The organism is Pseudomonas sp. SJZ131 (genome assembly GCF_007828705.1).
In the GTDB taxonomy this organism is placed as follows: Bacteria; Pseudomonadota; Gammaproteobacteria; order Pseudomonadales; family Pseudomonadaceae; genus Aquipseudomonas; species Aquipseudomonas prosekii.
The window spans coordinates 1,187,351-1,208,953 of the sequence record NZ_VIVC01000002.1; the positions used below are offsets into that span (position 1 = coordinate 1,187,351).

Sequence of the window (21,603 nt, forward strand, 5' to 3'; positions counted from 1 at the left end):
TGCGGCCAGCAACTGCGCCAATGATCCGGTAACCTTGCCCGGTTTGCCTCGAAGCGAAAATCCATCCATAAGGAAACCTCATGATCACCACGACTACCCACACCGTCGAAGGTCGGCAGATCACCGCTTACCTGGATATCGTCAGCGCCGAGTCGGTGCAGGGCGTGAACGTGATTCGCGACATGTTCGCCGGGATGCGTGATTTTTTCGGCGGGCGTTCGCAGACGCTGGAACGGGCGTTGCTGGAGGCGCGCGTGCAGGCGACGGACGAGATCAAGGAGCGGGCGCGAGCGTTGCAGGCGGACGCGGTGGTCGGCATGGATTTCGAGATCAGCATGCCGGGCGGCAAGGGTGGGATGGTCGTGGTGTTCGTCACCGGGACGGCCGTAAAACTGCGGTGAGGTTTTCGACTGACCCGTACGTTGCTCGTTCGGGTCGTTGTCGAGAGCGCCTAACCCACCTGGGCTGGAACTCCTGAGAATGCGGGTTGGATAAACCTCTTCCATTCGTCGGCGCTTGGCCAATCTGAACCGCAAGTCCAGTAATGACCGGCTAGTCTCAAAAGCCTTGGAGGTCGATATTTTTCAGGCAATCAGGGCTTGCCGGTGTCGACCCCGTTTTGCGAAAGGGGCAGAAAATGGCTGATCCGTATATCGAAGACGACGGGGCTGAGTTTCCAATCAACAATTGCGTGCAGTGCGGCCAGACGGAGTACGTGGCCAGTTTCGGTGAGGATCAGGTCAAGACCGGCAAGATCAAATCGAAGGCTACGCGAGGCTTGAAGTCGAAGTTTCTGCCGAAAATGGCAGTGTCCTCCAGGAAGTAACCGTAACAACGCCAACCCCGCCATCGAGCGGGGTTTTTTGTGCGCGGATGGTGTTGAGGAAATGCCCTACAGCCACTTGACGTTATTGCGATTTTTCTTTCACAAAGTTTTCACAAGGACTTACGTAGTCTCAGCTCATCCGTTAGAAAGCAGTACTCCAGCCCGTTCCCCAGCGGGCTTTTTTTTGCCTGTCATAAAACCTTTCCGGTAAATGCTGTCCAACCGTCGCTGATTGCGGCGGTTGCGCGGGATTTGTGTCTGGACGACCGCATCGCTAAGACATTTCATCAGCGACTTCTTGTTTCCCCCATTTTTTGAGGTTTTCGACATGCGTTTAACATTGCCGGCTCTGGTTCTCGGGCTTCTGGTTGCTCAAGGTGCAATGGCTGCGGGCGAAGGTACTGCCGCGCTCGGTGGTGGCCTGGGTGGCGCGCTGGGTAATGTGGTCGGTCAGAAAATGGGCGGCAGCACCGGCGCAGTGATTGGTGCGGGTGTCGCGGGTGCGGCAGGCAGCGCGATTGCCGCGCCGAAACGCAGCCGCACTAAAGCGGCGATCGGCGGCGGCGTCGGCGCGGCTGGCGGCTCGGTCATCGGCAACAGCCTCGGCGGCAGGAACGGCGCAACCATCGGCGCAGGCCTGGGTGGTGCGGCGGGTGGCGCAGTCGGGACCAATTTGTCGAAGGGCCACAAGCGCCACTGATTTTTTGCAGCAGAGCAAAAGCCCGGTTCGCTGCCGGGCTTTTGCGTTTCTGAACGTTTTATTTGAATCCGGCTCCAATCTCTTGCAACACCCTCTTCGTTAGCGAGTACCGTGTGGGCGGGCTGATGCACTTGCGAGCCCTGATGCGGAAAATCTGAGGTTCATATCATGCGTTTGACATTGTCCACGTTGTTTTTAGGTGTGTTGGTCGCTCAGGGCGCCATGGCGGCCGGAGATGGCACTGCAGCGGTCGGCGGCGGTCTCGGCGGGGCGCTGGGTAATGTGGTCGGCCAGCAAATGGGCGGCAGCACCGGCGCAGCCATTGGTGCTGGTGTCGGCGGCGCGGCGGGTGGCGCAGTCGCCGCACCGAAGGGCAGCCGCACCGCAGCGGCACTCGGTGGCGGTGTCGGCGCAGCAGGCGGTTCGGTAGTCGGCCATAGCCTGGGCGGCTCCACCGGTTCGACCATCGGCGCAGGCCTCGGCGGCGCGGCGGGTGGCGCGGTTGGTAACAACCTAGGCACCGACAGCGGCAAATCCCATTCTGGCGGCGGCCATAAGCACAAAAACAAACACAGAAATAAACATCGTTGATGTTTGCTGTGTGACGCGAAAAACCCGGCCTGGCGCCGGGTTTTTTGTTTCTGCAATTTGGCGGTGGAACGTTTGGTTCGTGGGTGCCTCGAACTTTATACACTCCGCGAAATATGTGAGGCAGGCCATGGCACGTTCAACCGAAGTGAAGGAACTGGGCGACCGCAGCGGCGACCCGTATTTGAATGATCCGGGCAATGAGGATCCGGGCTCGCTGATGGACGACGCGACCGTACCGCTCAACGATTCGGACGATGCCGGCGATGTCGGTAACACCGAGTATGAAGACGAGGATGTGGACTTGGATTGATCGTCGGCTGATTGATCGTGCCGAGTTCCATGAGAGGTGATTTATGAACGCTGATCCGAAAGTTGATGATGTTGACGAAACGCCGGAGTATCCGCTGCCGTCCCCTACGGATCCACTGCCCCGTGACCAGCGTCCGCCTGATGATGAGGACGAGGTTGGGGTGGAGCAGGTGTCGGAGGGTGATAGGGAGCAGAGGAGTGTTGATCCAGCTATTTCTGGGGAGGATAGATCCGGGAAAGTGAGTTGAAACGACAGTTCAGTCAGAGTGGAGCAAAGCCCGGCAGTCGCCGGGCTTTCGAGTTTTTAGGTAAAATTTTTCCCTTTAATTACGTAGAGTTTATCCGTGGAAGGGACCATTTCTTCCAACTTACCTTCTGCGATATATTCCTTGAAATCTGCGGTCAGTACTTTTCTGTCCGTATATTTTTCGTCCTGATCCGGCAATTCGCAAGCCAGTAGATATAGTCGCCAAACATCGAAGCCATCAATCCTTCCATCCACGCCGTAATCGAAATCTATACAAACGTCCGGTAGATAAACTGCGCAGCCTACGCCATGCAGTTCATATGTTATGTCGTCGATAATCGTCCCACATTTTCCGATTTTATTAGTACGCCATAGTCTCAAGATGCAGCGAGTGCCGAATTTTTCTTCAAGTAATGCTGTGGCCGCGTCTACCTTAGAGAGGAATTCGAGGATCAACTGCTCTAATTTTTCGTTTCTGTTAATCATCGTCTCCGGTTCTCCAGTCGGTCGTTACCAACGTTATTCGCAGACTCTAAAGCCTCATCAAGACTATTCAAATTTTGTTTGTGCCCCAGAATGTCCTGCACTGATTGTATCGTCGCACTTGTCCCGAACTGTCTAGCGGCTAAGTCCGGTGATCGTCATCTGATATATCAGGGGCACCGCGTGTACAGCTGTTCGTCTTTGAAGTAGAGATTCGACGTTCCGCACTGCATTCTTTTAATTTTGCCTGCAGTGATGTATTTATCTAGATCGCGCTTAACGATTTCCAGTTTTGTGTACTGCTGATGTCTGTCAGGGAATTCATTTGCGTAGATATACAGTCTCCAAGAATCGAACCCGTCGATCCTTCCATCGGGACCATAATCAAAGTCAATACACGCCTCGGACAAGTAAACGCGGCATCCGACACCATGCAACTCATAAGTGACGTCGCCGTTGACACTTCCTCTCTGGGGGATTTTCTTGGTTCTCCATAATCTCAGAATGAACCTATCACCGAATTTTTTTTCCAGCATTGCGGTAATTTTGTCGACTTGTTCTAAAAAGTCCCCTATTAAATACTCTAATGCTTCGTTCTTCATCTTCGAAGTCTCGTCTGTCTGCCTAGTCCTATAGAGCCTGTGATTTAACTTGTTCTACGGTGGTGAAAATATGTTCTGTGGCCGCAATGTCCGTGATCAATTTGAAATAGCTGTAGTATGAGTGCGTCTCCGCTTACTTACGTAAAGCTTATCCATAAAGGGACCTGCTTCTCCCAATCGCTCGGTCGGATTTATTTATCGAATTCCGCGATCTCGATTTTTCGATATTTAATATTTGTAGGTTGCTAACCTTTTTTCTCTCGAAGAATGTTTTATTTAAGTGAATCTAGCCATGTGAAGAAAAAGTCCGTTTGCAGTTGCGGGTCATTTATTATGTCTTCGTCGTCGTAATCAAATATGTTGACCACGTCCTTCCTCGAAGCCTTTATACCAAGATTATGTTGATACGCCATAACTCCGGAGGTCATTTGCGACGACATGCTAGAGGGGCGTACATTAATCTTGGCACCCTTGCACAAGAATCTTATTTTAGGAAAGCTTTTGATCATTTTTCCGAAGCATTCATAAATATCTTGTCCTGTGTATTTTTGCTTTTGTCCATTTCCCAAAGTTAACATTAGCCACGGGTTTTTTTCTTCATAGTCAATGATAGCTGTTTCACTGCACCCATTAATCAATATTCTTATTGTTTTCCTAGTCATCGATCATTTCTCCGAGGGTTCGGTATCGAGTAGCCGACGTAGCTGCCATCTTTTTTAAGTGGGGTTGCACCAATGATATCTCCACTTTTGATCCTATTAGGGATTGCTATCTCGTTTTCATAGTTGTATGGGATTTCGTGTGCAGGCAATTCCTTATTTACATCATGGCCTTCAATATTCCTTAGCGTGTACAAAAAGCCTTTTGTCGTTCTGAATCGGGTACCAAAATCTACGCCTACCTCCAAGCTGGTCGAGGTGCTAACAAAATTACTAGGCGGGTTTTTGTTATCCCATACGTGAAGCGACAAGTCCGTGCTTTTTCCCAAACTCATGAAGCCCTCTTCGAAAATTTCATTAGGGCGCCGCAGATCGCCACGGTAAAGATATTGGCGTGCATCTGCTGGGGAAGGAAGTATTACTTGACCCTCATCAACCCTAACCTTGCCCGCCGGATCCTCACCCCCATCCCTCGGCAAATCACACCCATCCCCGCCCGGACAATCGCTCAACCCCAACGGATCAACCCACCCCGTCGGATTCATCGCATACCGATAGCCATTAACCCCGCCAGCCAATTTCACCGGGTCCGGCGTCAGATACCGCCCGACATCCGGGTTGTAATACCGATGGCGGTTGTAGTGCAGGCCTGTTTCCGCGTCGAAGTACTGGCCCTGAAAACGCAGCGGTTGATCCAGCACTTGGTCGGTGTCGCGGTTTAAGCGGGTGAGTCGGCCGTGGGCGGTGTATTGGGCGGCCCAGACGATTTCGCCGCTGTAGTCGGTGAGTTCTTGTGGTGTGCCAAGGTGGTCGAGTTGGTAGTAGAACGGGCAGGCCTGGCGAGAGCCTTTGCCGTCGAGCATGGCCAGCGGGCGGAACGTGCCGGGTTCGTAGATATAGCTGCGGTGATGTTCATGGCTGCTTTCCGCGACCAGGTGATCGCCTTGCCAGAAAAATTCGGTGGTTTTGCCATCGACGGTTTTCGCGATTCGGCGGCCGAAAGCGTCGTAGCGATAACTGGCGCAGCGGCCATCAGGAAGCGTGACGCCGACTAGTCGGTGCTGGCAGTCGTAGCGATATTCGGTGACGAGTTTTTGCGCGGTGCCGCGCCGTTCGCGGATCAGATTGCCGTAGGCGTCATAGTGGTAATGCCGATCGCCCTGCATCAGCAGACGGTTGCCCAATACTTTCGCCGCACCGGGGCGGTCCTGCATCAGCAAATTGCCGGCAGGGTCGTGGGCGAAGCTTTCCGGCAAGTGGTCGCGGGAATGACGGACGCGGATCAGGCGGTCGAGCGCATCGTATTGATAGTTGCGCTGGCCATGGCGGGTGTCGGCGATGCGGTCGAGGTTGCCGTTGGCGCTGTAGGCATAATCGCGGCGGTACAGCGGTTGGCGTTGTTGGCTGACGGAATGCGCTTTGAGGCGACCTTGTTCGTCGTATTGGTAGTCGCTGAGCAGCAGACCTTGTTGGCGTTGCTGTTCTCGGCCAGCTGAAAAGGTGTGCGTTGTCAGCCGCGCGCCATTCAAGTCGATGGCCGTCAGCGCGCCACCCTTGGCGTGGTGGTAGTCGAGTTTGCTGCCGTCGGGCAGGCGCATGTGGTTGAGCTGACCGCACGCGTCATAGCCATAACGCAAGGTGCCCCAACCCTGGTGCTCGGTGATCAGCCGGTCCTGCAGGTCGTACTCGAATTCCAACGGGTGATCGTGACTGTCGTCGACGCTGATCAGGCGCCCGAGGCTGTCGTAGCGATATTCGACAGTGCTTGCATCGGGCAGTGTTTTAACCAGCAATCGACCTGAGGCATCGCGCTGATAACCGGTGATCAGCTGCGAACCGTCATCGCCGAACTCGGTTTTCTCCAGCAGGTGTCCGCCGGCGTCGTAGGCATACGCTGTGCGTTGACCATCAAATCCGCTTTCTTGTCGGATCAATCCGTCAGGCGTGTAATCCAGCTGATATTTCTCGCCGGACTCATTCTCGATTTCCGTCAGCAACAGCTGCGCATTGTCGTAGCGGTAACTCAGTTGCGTGCCGTCGGGATTGGTTCGGCGGCTGACCAGATGCAGGTCGTCGGCATATTCGTAACGGGTGATGCGACCGAGTTCGTCCTGCTCAGCCGTCACCTTGCCGTAGGCGTTGTAACTGAATGCGCGCGTGGCGCCTGTAGGAAGCGTGGTCTGGATCAGTCGGCCAACGGCGTCCCATCGATAGGCCGTGATCGCGCCATGTTCGTCCTTGCTGGTAGCCCGTCGCCCCAGTGAGTCGTAGGAAAAATAACGCTGCCCGCCATCCGGCAAGGTCTCATCGACCAATTGCCCAAGATCATTCCAGACCAGCAGGTGCCGACTGGCATCCGGGTAGCGGGTCGACGACAAGCGGCCGCGAGAATCGTAGTGATAGTGCGTGACCTGACCGTCGGGGTCGGCCGCCTCGGTCACATCACCCTGGGCGTTGCGCTGATATTTCCAGACTGCTTTGCCGCGACGCCGCGCATGCAGGAAACCATTACGGTATTCGTAGGACGTCGGCTCACTTTCGGGAGGAATCGAGGCGATCAGCCGTCCGATGTCGTCGTAGCGATAGTGGGTAATTGCCCCGAGCGGATTCTGCTCGGCAATCAACCGACCCTGTTCGTCGTAACGTTTCAGGTGTTCGCCGCCGCCCGGCTCGACGCGCCGTACCAGTCGCGCCTTATCGTCGTGGACATAAGTTTCTTCGCTGCCATCGACGTTTTTCACCACCACGCCGCCCTGGTCATCCCAGGTATAAGCGGTGTCCATCTGCGAAAACGTCGCGCGGTGGCGGATGCATCGCGCAGCCTTGCCGGACCTTTCCCACTCCCAAAAATAACTCGCGCCACCGGCCAATTGCCGCTGGAGGATGACGTGCTGGTCGTCGTAGTCGTAACGCTCGCTTTCGCCCGCCGCGTTGGTGACTTCGACCAAGTGATGACGCGCGTCGTAGCGATAGGAAACCAGCGTCTGCTCGGTACGCCAGGCATCGCTCAGCGTGTCGGCGGGGCGAAAAAGCTGATGTTCGATTGCGGTCAGATGTCCGTGTTCGTAGCTGAGCAGCAGCGAGCGTCCGGCGCCGTTATCCAAGCGTTGAATGCGCTCCATGCGATCGCGGGTGATCAGCAGGCGGTTGTCGTAGGCATCGCTGATCGCCGTCAGTTGGCCATTGTGGAAGTGATAAAAGCGCCGCGTCTCGCCAGCCGTTGCGACGATCAGTTCTTGTGCGTTGTCGCCCAGATAAATCGCCGCTCGCGAGAGGCTGTTGTGAATCGCCGGGCGTTCAATGTTCGGCAGGGGGAAGGGCGTGCGGCGGTTTTCGTGGTCGATCCAGACGACCTTATCGCCGTCGAATTCCAGGCGGTGCGCCAGCGAATGGCTCCAGCCCCAGCCCAGTCCGCAGTCGAGTTCCGCCGCGCTGGTGCGATACAACCGGGTGAAATCGAATGGCAGTACGCCGTCGAGCGCGCCATCGGTGAGGGTCAGCAGTTCTTCACCGGTGACCATCGAAACCGGGCAACCGTTGGTGCAGGTCAGCGGGGCGCAATCGGCGCTGTCGCCGTTGGGATTTTTCGCTTGCTCGGGCGCATCGTCCCGCGGTTCCTGTCGGACCATTCGCGTTTGCGCGTCGGATTTTTTGCGAGCGATGGCGGCGGGGTTTTTCACCCGCAGGGCCGTGCCGTCGTAGCTGCGAATGTCCAGCGGCACCGTGGGTGTCGGCCGCAACGGCGCCTGGCGTGCGTTGACCGCCAGCGGTTTGAACGCGGCGGCGTGGCTGTCGAGGCGAGAGTCGGAGCTCAGTTCGCTCAAGCGCAACGTCGCGGCTGCCAGCCATTGCCGCGCTCTAGGGGATTTGATCTTGCCGAGGATCTTCGCGCTCAAACCGAGCTTCAGGCCCAGTCGGCGCGTGACGATTGTCAGGAGGAAGGCGATCAGCAGGTCAGTGCGGATTTCCGCCACCACTTCAGCAGCAAACTGCGGCGGCAGCATCTTCAGCCAACTGGTAAGCGCGGCGAGGTGAATAAACAGCAGCGGCTCGTCGCTCAATACCAGCAAGCCGTTGGCGATGGCTTCAGCCGAGGCGCCGAGCAAGGCATCCAGCTCAGCCTGGGAAATGTATTCCAGCAATTTTTCGCTGTTGGCCTGCAAGTCCGCGAGCAACTCGTAGACCTGTTTCACGTCATCCCAGACGCCTTGCAACGAGTTGCCGACGCCGCGCCAATCGGCCTCTCGCAGTCGACCGTAGCGCTCGAGAAAACCGCCGCTGGCGAATTCTTGCCACAGCGGCTCGAACTGGTTGCTCCACTCCGCGCGCAGCCAGCCCTCGAGCTCGTCGAGCAAGCCCTGATAGGAGGCGTAAAGCGTTTTGACGTGCTCGGCGGACACATTGGGAAAGAAGGTGATGCGATAACGCTGGCCCCGTGGGCAACCGGAAACTTCGAGAATGCCGCTCGGGCCAATGGTCTCGTGGACCGTCTCGCCGAGTGTCAGCTCGCCGTCGCGTTCCGCGATCACCGCTTCGAGCATCACCGGCGTATTGCCGATCGGCACGAACCGCGCGGCGTCGAACATGTGCACCAGGGTCAATGAGCCGGCCGCGCTGCATTGGGCCACCACTGAACTGACGGGTTTATCCGGTTTCAGTGGCGCGCTGAGGCGAACATCGTTGCCAACCTTGAATACTTGCTCGACATCCAGCGCCCAGCCGCTCCAGAAGTTTTCCGCCCAGCGTTCGTAGTCGTTGAGGCAGAGGCGGAATTCGCCGAGCACGCTTTCGACGTCGGGTTGCTGCGGGTTCATCGCGGCAACCACCAGCAGGCCAATGGTGTTGTTCAGGGCCAGCAGTCGATTGGGGTCGAACATCGCAGTCACTCGCGCTCAGCATTCAGGAGCGCCAGACTTTGCGTTGGATCAGCCAAGAAAGAAGTCAGGAAAAGAGGTGATTGCTGTAGGGATAATCGCTAAATGACTGCAAGCACGCGAATGACGATTTTTATCCGTTGAATTTTGCCGGTTGCCCGAGGCGGGCCACGCTCGTTATGCTGCTGAACCCTTTAATCGATCCGAGTCATGGCCGTAGCTGAGCCGCCTGGGATGTCATCAAGAACGGATCAGATGCGATGAATGCACCACTGAAAGCGTTTGGCCCGATCAAGGCCGTTATTTTCGACATGGATGGTTTGTTGCTGGACACGGAAGGCATCTACACCGAAGTCACGTCGATGATCGTCGAACGGTATGGCCGCACCTTCGACTGGAGCGTGAAGCAAAACATCATTGGCCGTGGCGCTGGCGACCTCGCGCGTTACGTGGTCGAAGCGCTGGATTTGCCGATTACCGCCGAAGAGTTTCTGGTGATCCGTGAACCGCTGATGCGCGAGCGTTTTCCCTCGGCGTTGGCGATGCCGGGCGCCGAGCAACTGGTGCGGCACTTGAAGGCCAACAACATTCCGATTGCGGTGGGCACCAGTTCTTCGCGCCAATCGTTCGGCCAGAAAACCACCCTGCACCGTGACTGGTTTGCGCTGTTCGACTTCGTCGTGACGGCCGATGACCCGGAAGTCGGCGCGGCGAAACCGGCGCCGGATATCTTCCTGACCGCCGCGCGCCGCCTCGGTGTCGCACCGCAGGATTGCCTGGTATTCGAGGATTCGCCGTTTGGCGTGACCGCAGCGAAAGCGGCGGGGATGACCGCGATTGCGATCCCGGACGCGGCCATGGCCGATGAAAAATACGCACACGCCGATGGGATTCTTCGTACGTTGAAAGCATTCACCCCGAGCGCGTGTGGTCTGCCGGCGCTTGAATGGACCTGATGCAAAAAAGTGGGAGCGAATAGGCTCGCTCCCACATTTGGATGGCTTTTAACGCATCAAGCGCCGAAACCGCCATCGATCGTCAGGCTCGCGCCGGTGATGTAGCCCGCTTCCGGGCCGGCCAGGTAGGCGACGAAACTGGCGATTTCTTCCACTTTGCCGTAACGGCCGACAGCCATCAGCGGGATCAGACTTTCAGCGAAGTCGCCGTTGGCCGGGTTCATGTCGGTGTCGACCGGGCCCGGTTGCACGTTGTTGACGGTGATGCCGCGCGGGCCGAGATCGCGCGACAAGCCTTTGGTCAGGCCGACCAGCGCTGCTTTGCTCATGGCGTACGGGCCGCCACCGGCGAAGGGCATGCGGTCGGCGTTGGTGCTGCCGATGTTGATCACGCGACCGCCTTCTGTCATGTGTTTGGCGGCAGCTTGGGTGGCGATGAATACACTGCGTACGTTGATGGCCAGGGTCTGGTCGAAATCTTCCAGTTTGAATTCTTCCAGCGGCGCGACGGCCAGCACGCCAGCGTTGTTGACCAGGATGTCGAGGCGGCCAAAGGCTTCGACAGTGGCGATCACGGCGTTGCGAATGGCTTCGGCGTCGGCGCTGTCAGCCTTGATCGCCAAGGCTTTGCCGCCACTGCCGGTGATGCTGTTTTGCAGCTCTTCGGCTTTTGCGCTCGAGCTGACGTAAGTGAAGGCAACGGTCGCGCCTTCGGCAGCCAGGCGTTTGACGATGGCCGCGCCGATGCCGCGCGATCCGCCTTGAATGAGAGCTACTTTGCCGCTGAGATTTTGCGTGGTCATGTCGATCTCCAGAAATTCAAGGCGGGATGCCTTGTGGTTGGCGTCGAGTATCGGCCGCGCATTACCTCCTGTGTAGACCATAATTACGATTGTCTGTGTAAACCAAAAGTTTATAGTGGCGACCATGGAAAACTTTAGCAGCATCGAATGCTTCGTCCGCAGCGCCGAAGTCGGCAGCTTTGCCGAGGCCGCGCGGCGCCTCAGTCTGACGCCCGCCGCTGTTGGCAAAAGCGTCGCCAAACTTGAGGCGCGCCTCGGCGTGCGGCTGTTTCAGCGCAGTACCCGCAGCCTGACGTTGACCGAAGCCGGGCAGCTGTTTTTGAGCGAAGTCAGCGCCAGCCTGTACACCATTCAGAACGCCGTGGCCAACCTGGCCAGTGCCGAAGGGCGGCCGGCCGGCACGCTGAAGGTGAGCATGGGCACGGTGTTCGGGCGCTTGTACGTGGTGCCATTGCTCGGGGAATTCTTGCGGCGTTATCCGGCGATCAACCCGGACTGGCATTTCGATAATCGCCAGGTTGATCTGATCGGGCAGGGCTTCGACGCGGCGATTGGCGGCGGCTTTGAGTTGCCGCAAGGTGTGGTGGCGCGCAAGTTGACCCCGGCGCATCGGGTGTTGGTGGCTTCGGCGGATTATCTGGCGCAGCGTGAGGCAATTGTCGGCCCGGACGATCTCGAGCACTGTGACGGGATTCTGATCCGCTCGCCGCAAACCGGTCGCGTGCGCTCCTGGCAATTGACCAGCCGCAGCCGACAACACAGCCCGCTGGTGCTCAAGCCGCGCATGACCATGAGTGATTCGGAAGCGGCGTGCGCCACGGCGGCGCAAGGTCTGGGCATTGCGCTGGTAAGTTTGCCGTTTGCCGTTGGTTATCTGCAGGCCGGGACCTTGCAGCGGGTGTTGCCGGATTGGTATGTCGACGATGGCAACATTTCGATTTATTACGCCGAGCACAAATTGTTGCCGGGCAAGACTCGGGCGTTTGTCGATTTCATTATTGAGCAGTTTGCCGAGCGGGGGTTGGGGGAGCGATTCAGTGCGGTTTGAGTTCGGCAGATCGGGGTGAGGCCTTCGCGGGCAAGCCTTGCTCCTACAGGGATTTGCGCAGCTCCTGTAGGAGCGAGGCTTGCCCGCGATGAACGATAATGCGGTCTACAGCCCAAACCGCCCCGGCCAGCCGATAATCGCTTTCGGCCGCGGCGTCGCATACGTCCGCACTTTCGACGTCGACAACCCCAAGCGCACCAGCGACTCGGCAATCGTCACCGCCGCTGTCACGCCGTCCACCACCGGCACGCCGGTGCGCCGGCGGATCTGCTCGTCCAGCCCGGCCATGCCGCCGCAGCCCAGGCAAATCACCTCGGCTTTATCCTCCAGCACCGCCAATTCCGCCTGACGAACAATCGCTTCCAGTGCGCGTTGCGGCTCGGATTCCAGCTCCAGCACGGCCAGACCGCTGGCGCGCACCGAGGCGCAACGGTCCCACAATCCAGACAGTTTCAGGCGATCCTCGATCAGCGGCACGGTGCGGTCCAGCGTCGTGACCACCGAATACGCGTGGCCAAGAAACATCGCGGTGCTGGCCGCCGCATCGGTGATGTCCACCACGGGCACGTTGAGCAATTCCTGCAAACCTTCGCGACCGTGTTCGCCGTAACCGGCCTGGATCACCGCGTCGAACGGTTGGTCGTAGGCCATCACCCGGTCCATCACGGCGATGGCGGCGAGGTAGCTTTCGAAATTGCCTTCAATCGAATCGGCGCCGAAGTACGGCGTCAGGCCGACGATTTCAGTGCCCGGCGCGGCGACCGATTGCGCCTGGCGGGCGATGGCCTGGGTGATGGATTCGGTGGTGTTGACGTTGACCACGAGAATTCGCATGGGAAATCCTTATAACGGGTGGTTCGGCGACCCGACGTCGCCGGGCCGCGAGGGAGTTAATGGCTGACGTTATCGACCGCGATGCATTCGCCGCTGACATCGGCGTAATGCGCCTCGCGCTTGGCGATGATCAGGTACAACATCCCGGCAATCCCGGCGCCGATCAGCCACGAGAACGGCGACACCAAGTGGAAACCCGGCACCAGCGCCAGGACGATGGCGATCAGTGCTGCAGGAATAAACGCCGCGACTGCGCGCAGATTGACCCCGCGGCTGTAGTAATAAGCGCCGTTGGGGTCTTCGCTGTACAACTGCGGCACGTTGATCCGAGCTTTTCGTACCAGCCAGTAGTCGACCATGATCACCCCGTACAACGGGCCGAGCAGGGCGCCGAGGCCGGAGAGGAAGTACACGATCACCAGTGGGCTGTTGTAGAGATTCCACGGCAGGATCAGCACGGCGATGGTCGCGCTGATCAGCCCGGCGCGGCGGAAGGTCAGATATTTCGGCGCCAGGTTGCTGAGGACGAAGGCTGGCGCAACGAAGTTGGCCATGATGTTCACCGCCACGGTGACGATCAGAAACGCCAGGCAACCGAGCACCAGAAAGAACGTGTTGGGGATCGAGGCGATGATTTCCGTCGGGCTTTCGATGATCCGGCCATTGATCTGAAATTGCGCGCCGCAGAGCAGAACGGTGATGGCCGCGAACACCAGAATATTCACCGGCAGGCCCCAGAAGTTGCCGACCTTGATGGTTTTGCGGCACGGCGAGGAACGCGCGAAGTCGCAGAAATTGAGGATCAGCGTGCCGTAGATCGCTAGCCACAAGGCGCCGCCGGCAAAGATGTTGCGCCACATCTCGGCGCCGGTCAGCGGCTCGCGAGTCGACCAGGCAATGGTCGCGTCGGCCTGAAAATACATCCACCCGGCGAGGGCGGCGACCGTCAGCAGAATCACCGGCCCGGCGAACGCCTCGTAGCGCCGGACCATTTCCATGCCGTACGCGAGGATCGCCAGTTGCACCAACCAGATCGCGACAAAACAGATCCAGCCCAGCGTCGATAAGCCGAGGATCGAGTTGTGGTCGTAATCGGCGAATCCGGGATGCACGGCGGTCAGCAGCACGCGAAAAACCACTGACGCCAGGTACGTTTGAATGCCGAACCAGGCGATGGCGATCACCGCGCGGATCAGTGCAGGGATTTGCGCGCCGTGGATGCCGAAGCTGATCCGGCTGATCACTGGAAACGGCACGCCGGTTTTCTGCCCCATGTAACCGGACAGGTTCATGAAGCAGTACACCAGCGCCGCGCCGATCCCCAGCGACAGGAGGATTTGCCAGCCGCCGAGGCCCAACGCGTAGAGACCGATGGCGAACGAGTAGTTGGCGATGTTGTGAACGTCGTTGGTCCACAGCGCAAAAATGCTGTAACGCCCCCAACGCCGGCCTTCAGCCTTGGTCGGCGCGAGGTCTTTGTTGTGCAGGCGAGGGCTGAGGACCACGGGTTGGTTGTGGGTGTCGAGGATGGGGGACGAGGAGGGCAGATCCAGCGCGATGTTGTTATTGGAGAGGCTAGTACGCATTCCGGCAGGCTCCTGAAGCTTGGCATCGCGATGACTGTGCGTGAGCGTCGGCTCGACAAATCTTCGTCGCGGGCAATAAGCATCATTGGTTACGGGGCATCTGCAGCCTGTACGGGATAGGGCGCTTCAGGCTTGCGGATCGAAAGTGTGGGTATGTCTTGTCGGTGATTGTATACAAAACATGTATGCACTTAAGCCAGATCTATGCCAGTTCAGGATCTATGAAAAACGCTGCTCATTTCGAATGGTTATCGATTGACGATAAGTGGTTGAAAAAAAGGCGATATAAATTGACCGATTGAACAGGTATTTATTTTTTGGCGGGGTGTTCGGGAAACGATGACTGAGGGAGTCAGGGAGGAGTTGTGTAACTTTTCAGGGCGCTGAAAGGAAAAGTGCACACATAAATGGCACCGATGGTGACAGTTGTGTGTACACATTTACGTGGGAGCAAAGCTTGCTCGCGATACCGGACTGACATTCAACATCGATGTCGACCTTTATACCGCTATCGCGAGCAAGCTTTGCTCCTACGGGGGATGGCGCGAGGGTTGGTTTACACCTTGGACTTGCTGATGATATTCCCCGCATGCAGCCCGCATTCTTTCTGCGTGGCTTCTTCCCACCACCAGCGGCCTTCGCGTTCGTGCTGGTTCGGCAATACCGGGCGAGTGCAGGGCTCGCAGCCGATGCTGATAAAACCGCGCTCGTGCAGGCTGTTGTATGGCAGCTCGAGCATGCGGATGTAACCCCAGATTTCTTCGCTGGTCATCTGCGCCAGTGGGTTGAATTTGTACAGCGTGCGTTCCGGCGTCGAGAACGCGGTGTCGATTTCCAGCACCGCGACGGCGCTGCGGGTGCCGGGGCTCTGGTCGCGGCGCTGGCCGGTGGCCCAGGCGCGGACAGTCGAAAGTTTGCGCCGCAGCGGTTCGATCTTGCGAATCCCGCAGCATTCGCCGTGGCCGTCCTTGTAGAAACTGAACAGGCCTTTTTCCTTCACGAACGGTTCAAGTTTCGTGTAGTCCGGCGACACCAGTTCAATGTCGATCTTGTAGTGCTCGCGCACTTGGTCGATGAACCGATAGGTCTCCGGGTGCAGCCGGCCGGTGTCGAGGCTGAACACTTTGACGTTCTTGTTCAGCTTCCAGGCCATGTCCACCAGCACCACGTCTTCGGCGCCGCTGAAAGATATCCACAGTTCATCGCCGAACTCGGCAAAGGCGAGTTTGAGGATGTCCTGGGCGGATTTATTGGCATAGGTCGTGGCGAGTTCCACGACATCGAACGATGGGCTCATCAGGGCGGCTTCCTACAGGTCGGTGGCGCTGGGCGCTCTATATGGCGCCGATGGTAACAAAAACCCGGTGCCGCTGGCGCGCCCTCTGCGTTGCGCAGCCTCGTGCGAGTCGCTAGAGTTCGGCAGTCCTTTTGCTCGCTCGACTCAATAATCACTACAAATGGGAGTGTCTTGTGGAAATTGCCTGTCTGGATCTTGAAGGTGTGCTGGTCCCGGAAATCTGGATCGCTTTCGCGGAAAAAACCGGGATCGAATCACTCCGGGCCACCACTCGGGACATTCCCGATTACGACGTATTGATGAAGCAGCGCCTGCGCATTCTCGACGAGCATGGCTTGAAGCTGTCCGACATTCAGGAAGTGATCGCCACCCTGCAACCGCTGGACGGCGCCGTCGAGTTCGTCAACTGGCTGCGCGAGCGCTTTCAAGTGGTAATTCTGTCGGACACCTTCTACGAGTTTTCCCAGCCGCTGATGCGTCAATTGGGTTTCCCGACGTTGCTCTGCCATCGGCTGATTACTGATGACAGCGGCCGGGTGACGAGTTATCAGCTGCGTCAGAAAGACCCCAAACGCCAGTCGGTGTTGGCGTTCAAGAGCCTTTATTACCGAGTGATCGCGGCGGGGGATTCGTATAACGACACGACGATGTTGGGCGAGGCCGATGCGGGGATTCTGTTCCACGCGCCGGACAACGTGATTCGCGAGTTTCCGCAATTCCCGGCGGTGCACAGTTTTGCGGATTTGAAGCAGGAATTCCTCAAGGCCTCCAATCGCGCTTTGAGTTTGTAGGCGTTTTCGAGGGCGCCTTCGCGGGCAAGCCTTGCTCCCACAGGATTGATTGTTCCCACGCGTGGGAACGATCAAACGCCGCAAAACCCGTAGGAGCGAGGCTTGCCCGCGAAGCTCTTAGAGGTTCTGCAACGTATCGAGCAGCACTTTCACTTTGGTGATCGATTCCTGATATTCGGCCTGCCACTCGGAATCCGCGACAATCCCGCCGCCGCCCCAGCAACACACCTGCCCATCCTTGACCAGCAAACTTCGGATGGCGATGGAGCTGTCCATCTCGCCGCGCACGTCCAGATACAGCAGCGAACCGCAATACAAACCGCGCCGGGTCGGCTCCAGTTCATCGATGATCTGCATCGCGCGGATCTTCGGTGCGCCGGTAATCGAACCGCCGGGGAAGCTGCCGGCGATCAGGTCAAGCGCATCCTTGTCCTCGGCCAATTCGCCGGTGACGCTGCTCACCAAGTGATGCACGTTTGGATAACTTTCGAGGCTGAACAACTCCGGCACCCGCACCGAGCCGATGCGGCAGGTGCGGCCAAGGTCGTTGCGCAGCAGGTCGACGATCATCAGGTTTTCCGCGCGATCCTTGGGGCTGGCCAGCAGTTCGGCGGCGTTAGCGGCGTCTTCGGCCGGGGTCACGCCGCGCGGGCGTGTGCCTTTGATCGGGCGGGTTTCAACCTGGCGTTGGCTGACTTTGACGAAACGTTCGGGCGACAGGCTCAGCACTGCGCCGCCATCGGGCAGACTCTGAAACCCGGAAAACGGCGTCGGGCAGGCTTCTCGCAGTGCGCAATAAGCGGCCCACGGGTCGCCTGCGCACTCGGCGCGGAACCGTTGGGCGAAGTTCACCTGATAACAATCGCCAGCCTGGATGTATTGCTGAATCCGCTCCAGCGCCTGGCGATAGTCGTCAGCACTGAGGTCGGCGTTCATCGGCGCTTGCAGTTTGAACGGCGCGACTTGGTTATCCACAGGCTGGCTGAACAGGTCGATCAGGCGCTGGCGTTCGCTGGCGGGCAGCGAGGGGTGAAACACCAATTGGCTGGTCATGCGCAGGTGATCGCTGATCAACGCCCAGTCATACAAACCAAATCGCGCATCCGGCAAGTGCAAGTCGTCCTGCGCCTGACTTGGCAGGTGTTCCAGATGACGGCCGAAGTCGTAACTCAGGTAACCGATCAGACCGCCGGCGAACGGCAGTTCATCCGCGACAGACGCTGCGCCGAGTGCCGTCAGTTGGCTGCGCAACCGTTGCAGGAAATCGCCACCGCTTTCGTCCGGCAATACCGCCAGTTGTTGCAGCGGCCAGGCGCTGAGCAAATCGAAGCGCCCGCGATCCGCCGTCGGCCGACCGCTGTCGAGGAGCACGGCGCCGGGAGCATGGCGAATCGCCGCGAAGTAGTCGGCGGGGTTGCTGCGATAGGGCAGTGGGTGTACGGAACAGGTCAACATGGGCGGGGCGTATCAGCCATCGAGGCGGGGTGGCGATTGTAGTCCCCTGAAGGATTTGCTCCTAGAGGGGATGTCGGTGTTGAGTAGGCCGGCAGCGACTGGCGCGAATCCTGTGGCGAGCGAGCTTGCTCGCGCTGGGCTGCGCAGCAGCCCCAAAACCATTCACCTAAATAGTTTCAGGCAGACCGCATCAGCCGGTTTTACGACTGCTGCGCAGCCGAGCGCGAGCAAGCTCGCTCGCCACAAAAGCATCTGGGTGATCGTGGACGATCAACCCTCAACCGGTGGAATATGCCCGAACATTTCCTGCACAAACGCTACCCGTTCCTCAACCGTCTCGACCACTCCACGCGCTTTCAGCTCTTCCAGCCGTGCTTCGACCGCGTGGGTGCGCAGCGTCAGGCCGCAATCGTTGGCAATCTGGATGTTCAGCCCCGGCCGCGCGTTCAGTTCAAGAATCAGCGGGCCTTTTTCCTGATCGAGCACCATGTCCACACCGATGTAACCCAGGCCGCACAGCTCATAGCAACCCGCCGCAAGTTTCATGAAACCGTCCCAGTAGGGCAGTTGCACGCCATCCACCGCGTTGGTGGTGTCCGGGTGTTTGGTAATGATGTTGTTCAGCCAGGTGCCGCGCAGAGTCAGGCCGGTGGCCAGATCGACACCGACGCCGATGGCGCCCTGGTGCAGGTTGGCCTTGCCGCCCGACTGCCGCGTCGGCAAGCGCAACATGGCCATCACCGGATAACCCATCAACACAATGATGCGGATATCCGGCACACCTTCGTAACTGATGCTTTTGAAGATCTGGTCCGGCGTAACGCGGTATTCGATCAGCGCGCGGTCGCGGTGGCCACCGAGCGAATACAGGCCGGTGAGGATGCTCGATATATGGTGCTCAAGTTCCTCGTGGCTGAGGATCTTGCCCGACACCGTGCGATAGCGGCCTTCAAAACGGTCGGCGATGACGATAATGCCGTCACCGCCAGCGCCCTGGGCCGGTTTGATCACGAAATCGCTGCGACCGCCGATGATGTCATTGAGGTTGTCGATTTCTTTCTCGGTGGAAATCACCCCGTACATCTCCGGCACGTTGATGCCGGCGGAGAGCGCGCGTTCCTTGGTGATGATCTTGTCATCGACAATCGGGTACAGACTGCGCTTGTTGTACTTGAGCACATAGTCGGCGTTACGCCGATTGATGCCCATGATGCCCCGGGCTTCCAAGGCCTTCCAGGTCTTCCAGAAACCGAACATTACGAGTCAGCCTTGAGGAACGCTTTGAAACGCACCAGTTCGGTCAGGCGATAGCCGCGATAGCGACCCATGGCCAGCATGAAGCCAACGAGGATCAGCAGAATCGCCGGGAACGTGAACACGAAGTACACCAGTTCCGGCACGCTCATGATCAGGTGCGCCAGCGACGCGGCGAACAGCGTACCAATCGCCACTTTCATCGCATGCCCGGCACCGCGTTCTTCCCAGGTGATCGACAGGCGTTCGATGGTCATGGTCAGAATCACCATCGGGAACAGCGCCACCGACAACCCGCGTTCGAGGCCGAGTTTGTGGCTGAACAGGCTGATCGCCGCGATCAGCACCACAACAAACGTCAGCACCACCGACAGCCTCGGCAACATTTGCAGCTTCAAATGCTCGAGGTAGGAACGCAGCGACAGCCCCAGCGCGGTGATGATCGTAAACAGCACAATGCCGAAACCGAGCTGCGTTTCGCGGAACGCCAGGGCGATCAGCACCGGAGTAAACGTGCCGAGAGTCTGCAGGCCGATCAGGTTACGCAGGATCAGGATCACCAGCACGCCAATCGGGATCATCACCATGATCATGAACGTCTGCTGGGTTTGCAGCGGCAAGCCGTACAGCGAGTATTCGAGGAAGTTGGCGTCAGTGTTTTCGTCGGTCAGCTTGGCCAGGCGAATCGCGTTCATTTCGCTGTTGTTCAGGCTGAAGGTCACGTTGGCTTTCTTGCCGCCATCGACGGTGATCAGGTTTTCATCGCCGGTCCACCACAGCAGGCGGTCGGTCGGCAGGCCCTGTTCGCCGGTTTCCGGGTTGAAGTACAACCAATCGGTGCCGTTGAAGCTGCGCAACCACAATTCCGGGGTTTGCGGTTGGTCGGCAACGAGGCGGATGGTGTGGACTTTTTCCACCGGCACGTGGGCGATCGACAGCACCAGTTCGACAATCTTGGCTTTGTGCCCGCTCGACGGATCGCCGCCCAGCAGCAGTTTCACGTTGTCATCGTTGACGTTGTTGACCCGCTTGATCGCCTCACCAATAAAGGTTTCGACGTCGGCGGAGTGTTGGCGGATCGGCGCGAGCAGGGCTTCGGCGGCGACCTTCTCTGCGCCTTCGACGGCAATGCTGTCGCGGAAAGTCGGGCCTTTGATTTTGGCTTTTTCGCCGGTGTAACGCTTGGTCAGGACCAGACGGTAATAAAGCGTCTGATTGCCCTTGGCCCGACGCGCCGACCAGGTGACCTTGCGGTTGCCATCGACGCGGTTTACCGCAACGCCGTAATTATTCGAAATGAAGCTTTCGTTCAGGCTCACATAGTCGCGGCTCAACGGCGGTACGAACATCTGGATCTTGACCGGGTCCTTGGCGCTGGCGACGAACTCGACCTTGGCGTCGATGTTCCACAGGTCGTCCGTGGCGTCTTCGGTCACGGGGATGCCGAGCACGAAGATCTGATAGGCCGTAACTGAAATGCCCAGCACCACCAGGATGGCGATGAGGATTTTCAGGTGGAGGGTGATAGAGCGCATTGGAATTACTCTGCGGTATGTGCGTCGGTGGCGCAGGCGGGTTTGCCAGCAGCGTATTTAAGACTGGGGTCGACCAGCGCGTCGAAGCGTTTCAGCGCTTCGGAGCCGATCAGCAGCGGATATTGGAAGGCACTGCGGTCGGTCAGGTTCACTTCGATGCTGCGTAATGCCGAACCCATGCAGATATCCAGTTCGATGACCGGGCGGGCCGTGTATTTCTTGCCTTCTTCCGGGTCGTAGTCACCGGCCCGGCGCTTGATTTTGCTGACGCGCGCCAGTGGTCGTTCGATCGGGTGCGAATGCGCGGTGTCGATCGCCAGGTAAAAGCGTACCCACGATTCGCCATTGCGCTTGAAACGTTTGATGTCGCGTGCACTTAAAGAAGCGGTTTTTGCCCCAGTGTCGAGTTTGGCCGCGACCTCGAGGTCGATGCCATCCAGCGCAGCGTATTCGTTGAGGCCGTACACGGTTTTCTCTCCCGCAGCGGCAACGCCGGGCAGGAAGAGCAGGGATAAAAATGTGGCGAAGGGCTTGAGTCTCATAAATCCTGGTGCGCGGAGGTCCGTTTTTCGATTCAAGGCCCTGGCATCACTGCGCAAGCTCCCTCGTATGCCTATCAGCTATTTATGACAAGCCGTGCAGATGCAGATGACAAACAAATGCGGCCGGCATTCTAGCACGGTGGTTTTATGGCGCCAGCGCTGGCAGGGGGCTATAACCGACAGTGCCACTTCGTTATGGCGCACGCGGTTA

General features: G+C 58.3%; 20 protein-coding genes. 9 read left to right on the forward strand and 11 right to left on the reverse strand.

What is annotated here, in order from left to right; translation table 11 throughout:
* Window positions 1–80 precede the first annotated feature (80 nt).
* The 6 genes from FBY12_RS12495 to FBY12_RS27870 all read left to right on the forward strand — a co-directional run bounded on the left by FBY12_RS12495 (window position 81) and on the right by FBY12_RS27870 (window position 2,674).
* On the forward strand, window positions 81–401 hold the full coding sequence (locus FBY12_RS12495) for a YbjQ family protein (RefSeq protein WP_145253022.1): 321 nt from the start codon (window positions 81–83) through the stop codon (window positions 399–401).
* A 236-nt stretch (window positions 402–637) separates the two neighbouring features.
* Window positions 638–826 (forward strand): hypothetical protein, encoded by a 189-nt coding sequence (locus tag FBY12_RS12500; RefSeq protein WP_092271023.1) that lies wholly within the window; start codon window positions 638–640, stop codon window positions 824–826.
* Window positions 827–1,154: 328 nt separating this feature from the next.
* Window positions 1,155–1,526, forward strand: a complete 372-nt coding sequence (locus FBY12_RS12505; protein WP_145253023.1) for a YMGG-like glycine zipper-containing protein — start codon at window positions 1,155–1,157, stop codon at window positions 1,524–1,526.
* 168 nt (window positions 1,527–1,694) lie between these two features.
* Window positions 1,695–2,117, forward strand: coding sequence for a hypothetical protein (locus FBY12_RS12510; RefSeq protein ID WP_145253024.1), 423 nt, complete (start codon window positions 1,695–1,697; stop codon window positions 2,115–2,117).
* A 127-nt stretch (window positions 2,118–2,244) separates the two neighbouring features.
* The gene (locus tag FBY12_RS12515) at window positions 2,245–2,427 is read left to right on the forward strand and encodes a hypothetical protein (RefSeq protein WP_145253025.1); all 183 of its coding nucleotides are present in this window, start codon (window positions 2,245–2,247) and stop codon (window positions 2,425–2,427) included.
* A 43-nt stretch (window positions 2,428–2,470) separates the two neighbouring features.
* Window positions 2,471–2,674 carry a hypothetical protein gene (locus FBY12_RS27870; protein WP_145253026.1) on the forward strand — a complete coding sequence of 68 codons (204 nt, stop codon included), beginning with the start codon at window positions 2,471–2,473 and terminating at the stop codon, window positions 2,672–2,674.
* Window positions 2,675–2,730: 56 nt separating this feature from the next.
* Here the strand turns inward: FBY12_RS27870 and FBY12_RS12525 are convergent, their stop codons facing one another.
* The 3 genes from FBY12_RS12525 to FBY12_RS28155 form a co-directional block, all read right to left on the reverse strand.
* On the reverse strand, window positions 2,731–3,159 hold the full coding sequence (locus FBY12_RS12525; RefSeq protein WP_145253027.1) for a hypothetical protein: 429 nt from the start codon (window positions 3,157–3,159) through the stop codon (window positions 2,731–2,733).
* Between the two features lie 167 nt (window positions 3,160–3,326).
* Window positions 3,327–3,758, reverse strand: coding sequence for a hypothetical protein (locus FBY12_RS12530; protein WP_145253028.1), 432 nt, complete (start codon window positions 3,756–3,758; stop codon window positions 3,327–3,329).
* Window positions 3,759–4,416: 658 nt separating this feature from the next.
* The gene (locus tag FBY12_RS28155; protein WP_145253030.1) at window positions 4,417–9,294 is read right to left on the reverse strand and encodes an RHS repeat-associated core domain-containing protein; all 4,878 of its coding nucleotides are present in this window, start codon (window positions 9,292–9,294) and stop codon (window positions 4,417–4,419) included.
* A 257-nt stretch (window positions 9,295–9,551) separates the two neighbouring features.
* Here FBY12_RS28155 and FBY12_RS12545 point away from each other — a divergent pair, with 257 nt between their 5' ends.
* The gene (locus FBY12_RS12545; RefSeq protein ID WP_145253031.1) at window positions 9,552–10,247 is read left to right on the forward strand and encodes an HAD-IA family hydrolase; all 696 of its coding nucleotides are present in this window, start codon (window positions 9,552–9,554) and stop codon (window positions 10,245–10,247) included.
* A 56-nt stretch (window positions 10,248–10,303) separates the two neighbouring features.
* On the opposite strand, the gene FBY12_RS12550 is transcribed toward FBY12_RS12545, so the two are convergent.
* Complete coding sequence (locus FBY12_RS12550; protein ID WP_145253032.1) at window positions 10,304–11,050, reverse strand: 3-oxoacyl-ACP reductase family protein; 747 nt, start codon at window positions 11,048–11,050, stop codon at window positions 10,304–10,306.
* Between the two features lie 124 nt (window positions 11,051–11,174).
* Between FBY12_RS12550 and FBY12_RS12555 the strand changes: the two genes are divergently transcribed.
* Entirely contained in the window at window positions 11,175–12,098 is a 924-nt protein-coding gene (locus FBY12_RS12555; RefSeq protein WP_145253033.1) for a LysR family transcriptional regulator, read from the forward strand.
* 105 nt (window positions 12,099–12,203) lie between these two features.
* Here the strand turns inward: FBY12_RS12555 and FBY12_RS12560 are convergent, their stop codons facing one another.
* The 3 genes from FBY12_RS12560 to FBY12_RS12570 all read right to left on the reverse strand — a co-directional run bounded on the left by FBY12_RS12560 (window position 12,204) and on the right by FBY12_RS12570 (window position 15,815).
* Entirely contained in the window at window positions 12,204–12,932 is a 729-nt protein-coding gene (locus FBY12_RS12560) for an aspartate/glutamate racemase family protein (RefSeq protein ID WP_145253034.1), read from the reverse strand.
* Window positions 12,933–12,988: 56 nt separating this feature from the next.
* A complete protein-coding gene (locus FBY12_RS12565; protein WP_145253035.1) occupies window positions 12,989–14,518 on the reverse strand; it encodes an NCS1 family nucleobase:cation symporter-1 in 1,530 nt (509 codons plus the stop codon).
* A gap of 556 nt (window positions 14,519–15,074) precedes the next feature.
* Complete coding sequence (locus FBY12_RS12570) at window positions 15,075–15,815, reverse strand: phosphoadenylyl-sulfate reductase (RefSeq protein ID WP_092270992.1); 741 nt, start codon at window positions 15,813–15,815, stop codon at window positions 15,075–15,077.
* Between the two features lie 173 nt (window positions 15,816–15,988).
* Here FBY12_RS12570 and thrH point away from each other — a divergent pair, with 173 nt between their 5' ends.
* A complete protein-coding gene (thrH, locus tag FBY12_RS12575; RefSeq protein WP_145253036.1) occupies window positions 15,989–16,606 on the forward strand; it encodes a bifunctional phosphoserine phosphatase/homoserine phosphotransferase ThrH in 618 nt (205 codons plus the stop codon).
* Window positions 16,607–16,723: 117 nt separating this feature from the next.
* Here the strand turns inward: thrH and pabB are convergent, their stop codons facing one another.
* From pabB to FBY12_RS12595, 4 genes are all read right to left on the reverse strand, one after another.
* On the reverse strand, window positions 16,724–18,061 hold the full coding sequence (pabB, locus tag FBY12_RS12580) for an aminodeoxychorismate synthase component I (protein WP_145253037.1): 1,338 nt from the start codon (window positions 18,059–18,061) through the stop codon (window positions 16,724–16,726).
* 270 nt (window positions 18,062–18,331) lie between these two features.
* Window positions 18,332–19,318 carry an alpha-L-glutamate ligase-like protein gene (locus FBY12_RS12585; protein WP_145253038.1) on the reverse strand — a complete coding sequence of 329 codons (987 nt, stop codon included), beginning with the start codon at window positions 19,316–19,318 and terminating at the stop codon, window positions 18,332–18,334.
* Entirely contained in the window at window positions 19,318–20,850 is a 1,533-nt protein-coding gene (locus FBY12_RS12590) for an inactive transglutaminase family protein (protein ID WP_145253039.1), read from the reverse strand. The genes FBY12_RS12585 and FBY12_RS12590 overlap by 1 nt, the downstream gene beginning before the upstream one ends.
* Window positions 20,851–20,855: 5 nt before the next feature.
* The gene (locus tag FBY12_RS12595; protein ID WP_092270977.1) at window positions 20,856–21,392 is read right to left on the reverse strand and encodes an ATP-dependent zinc protease; all 537 of its coding nucleotides are present in this window, start codon (window positions 21,390–21,392) and stop codon (window positions 20,856–20,858) included.
* Window positions 21,393–21,603 lie beyond the last annotated feature (211 nt).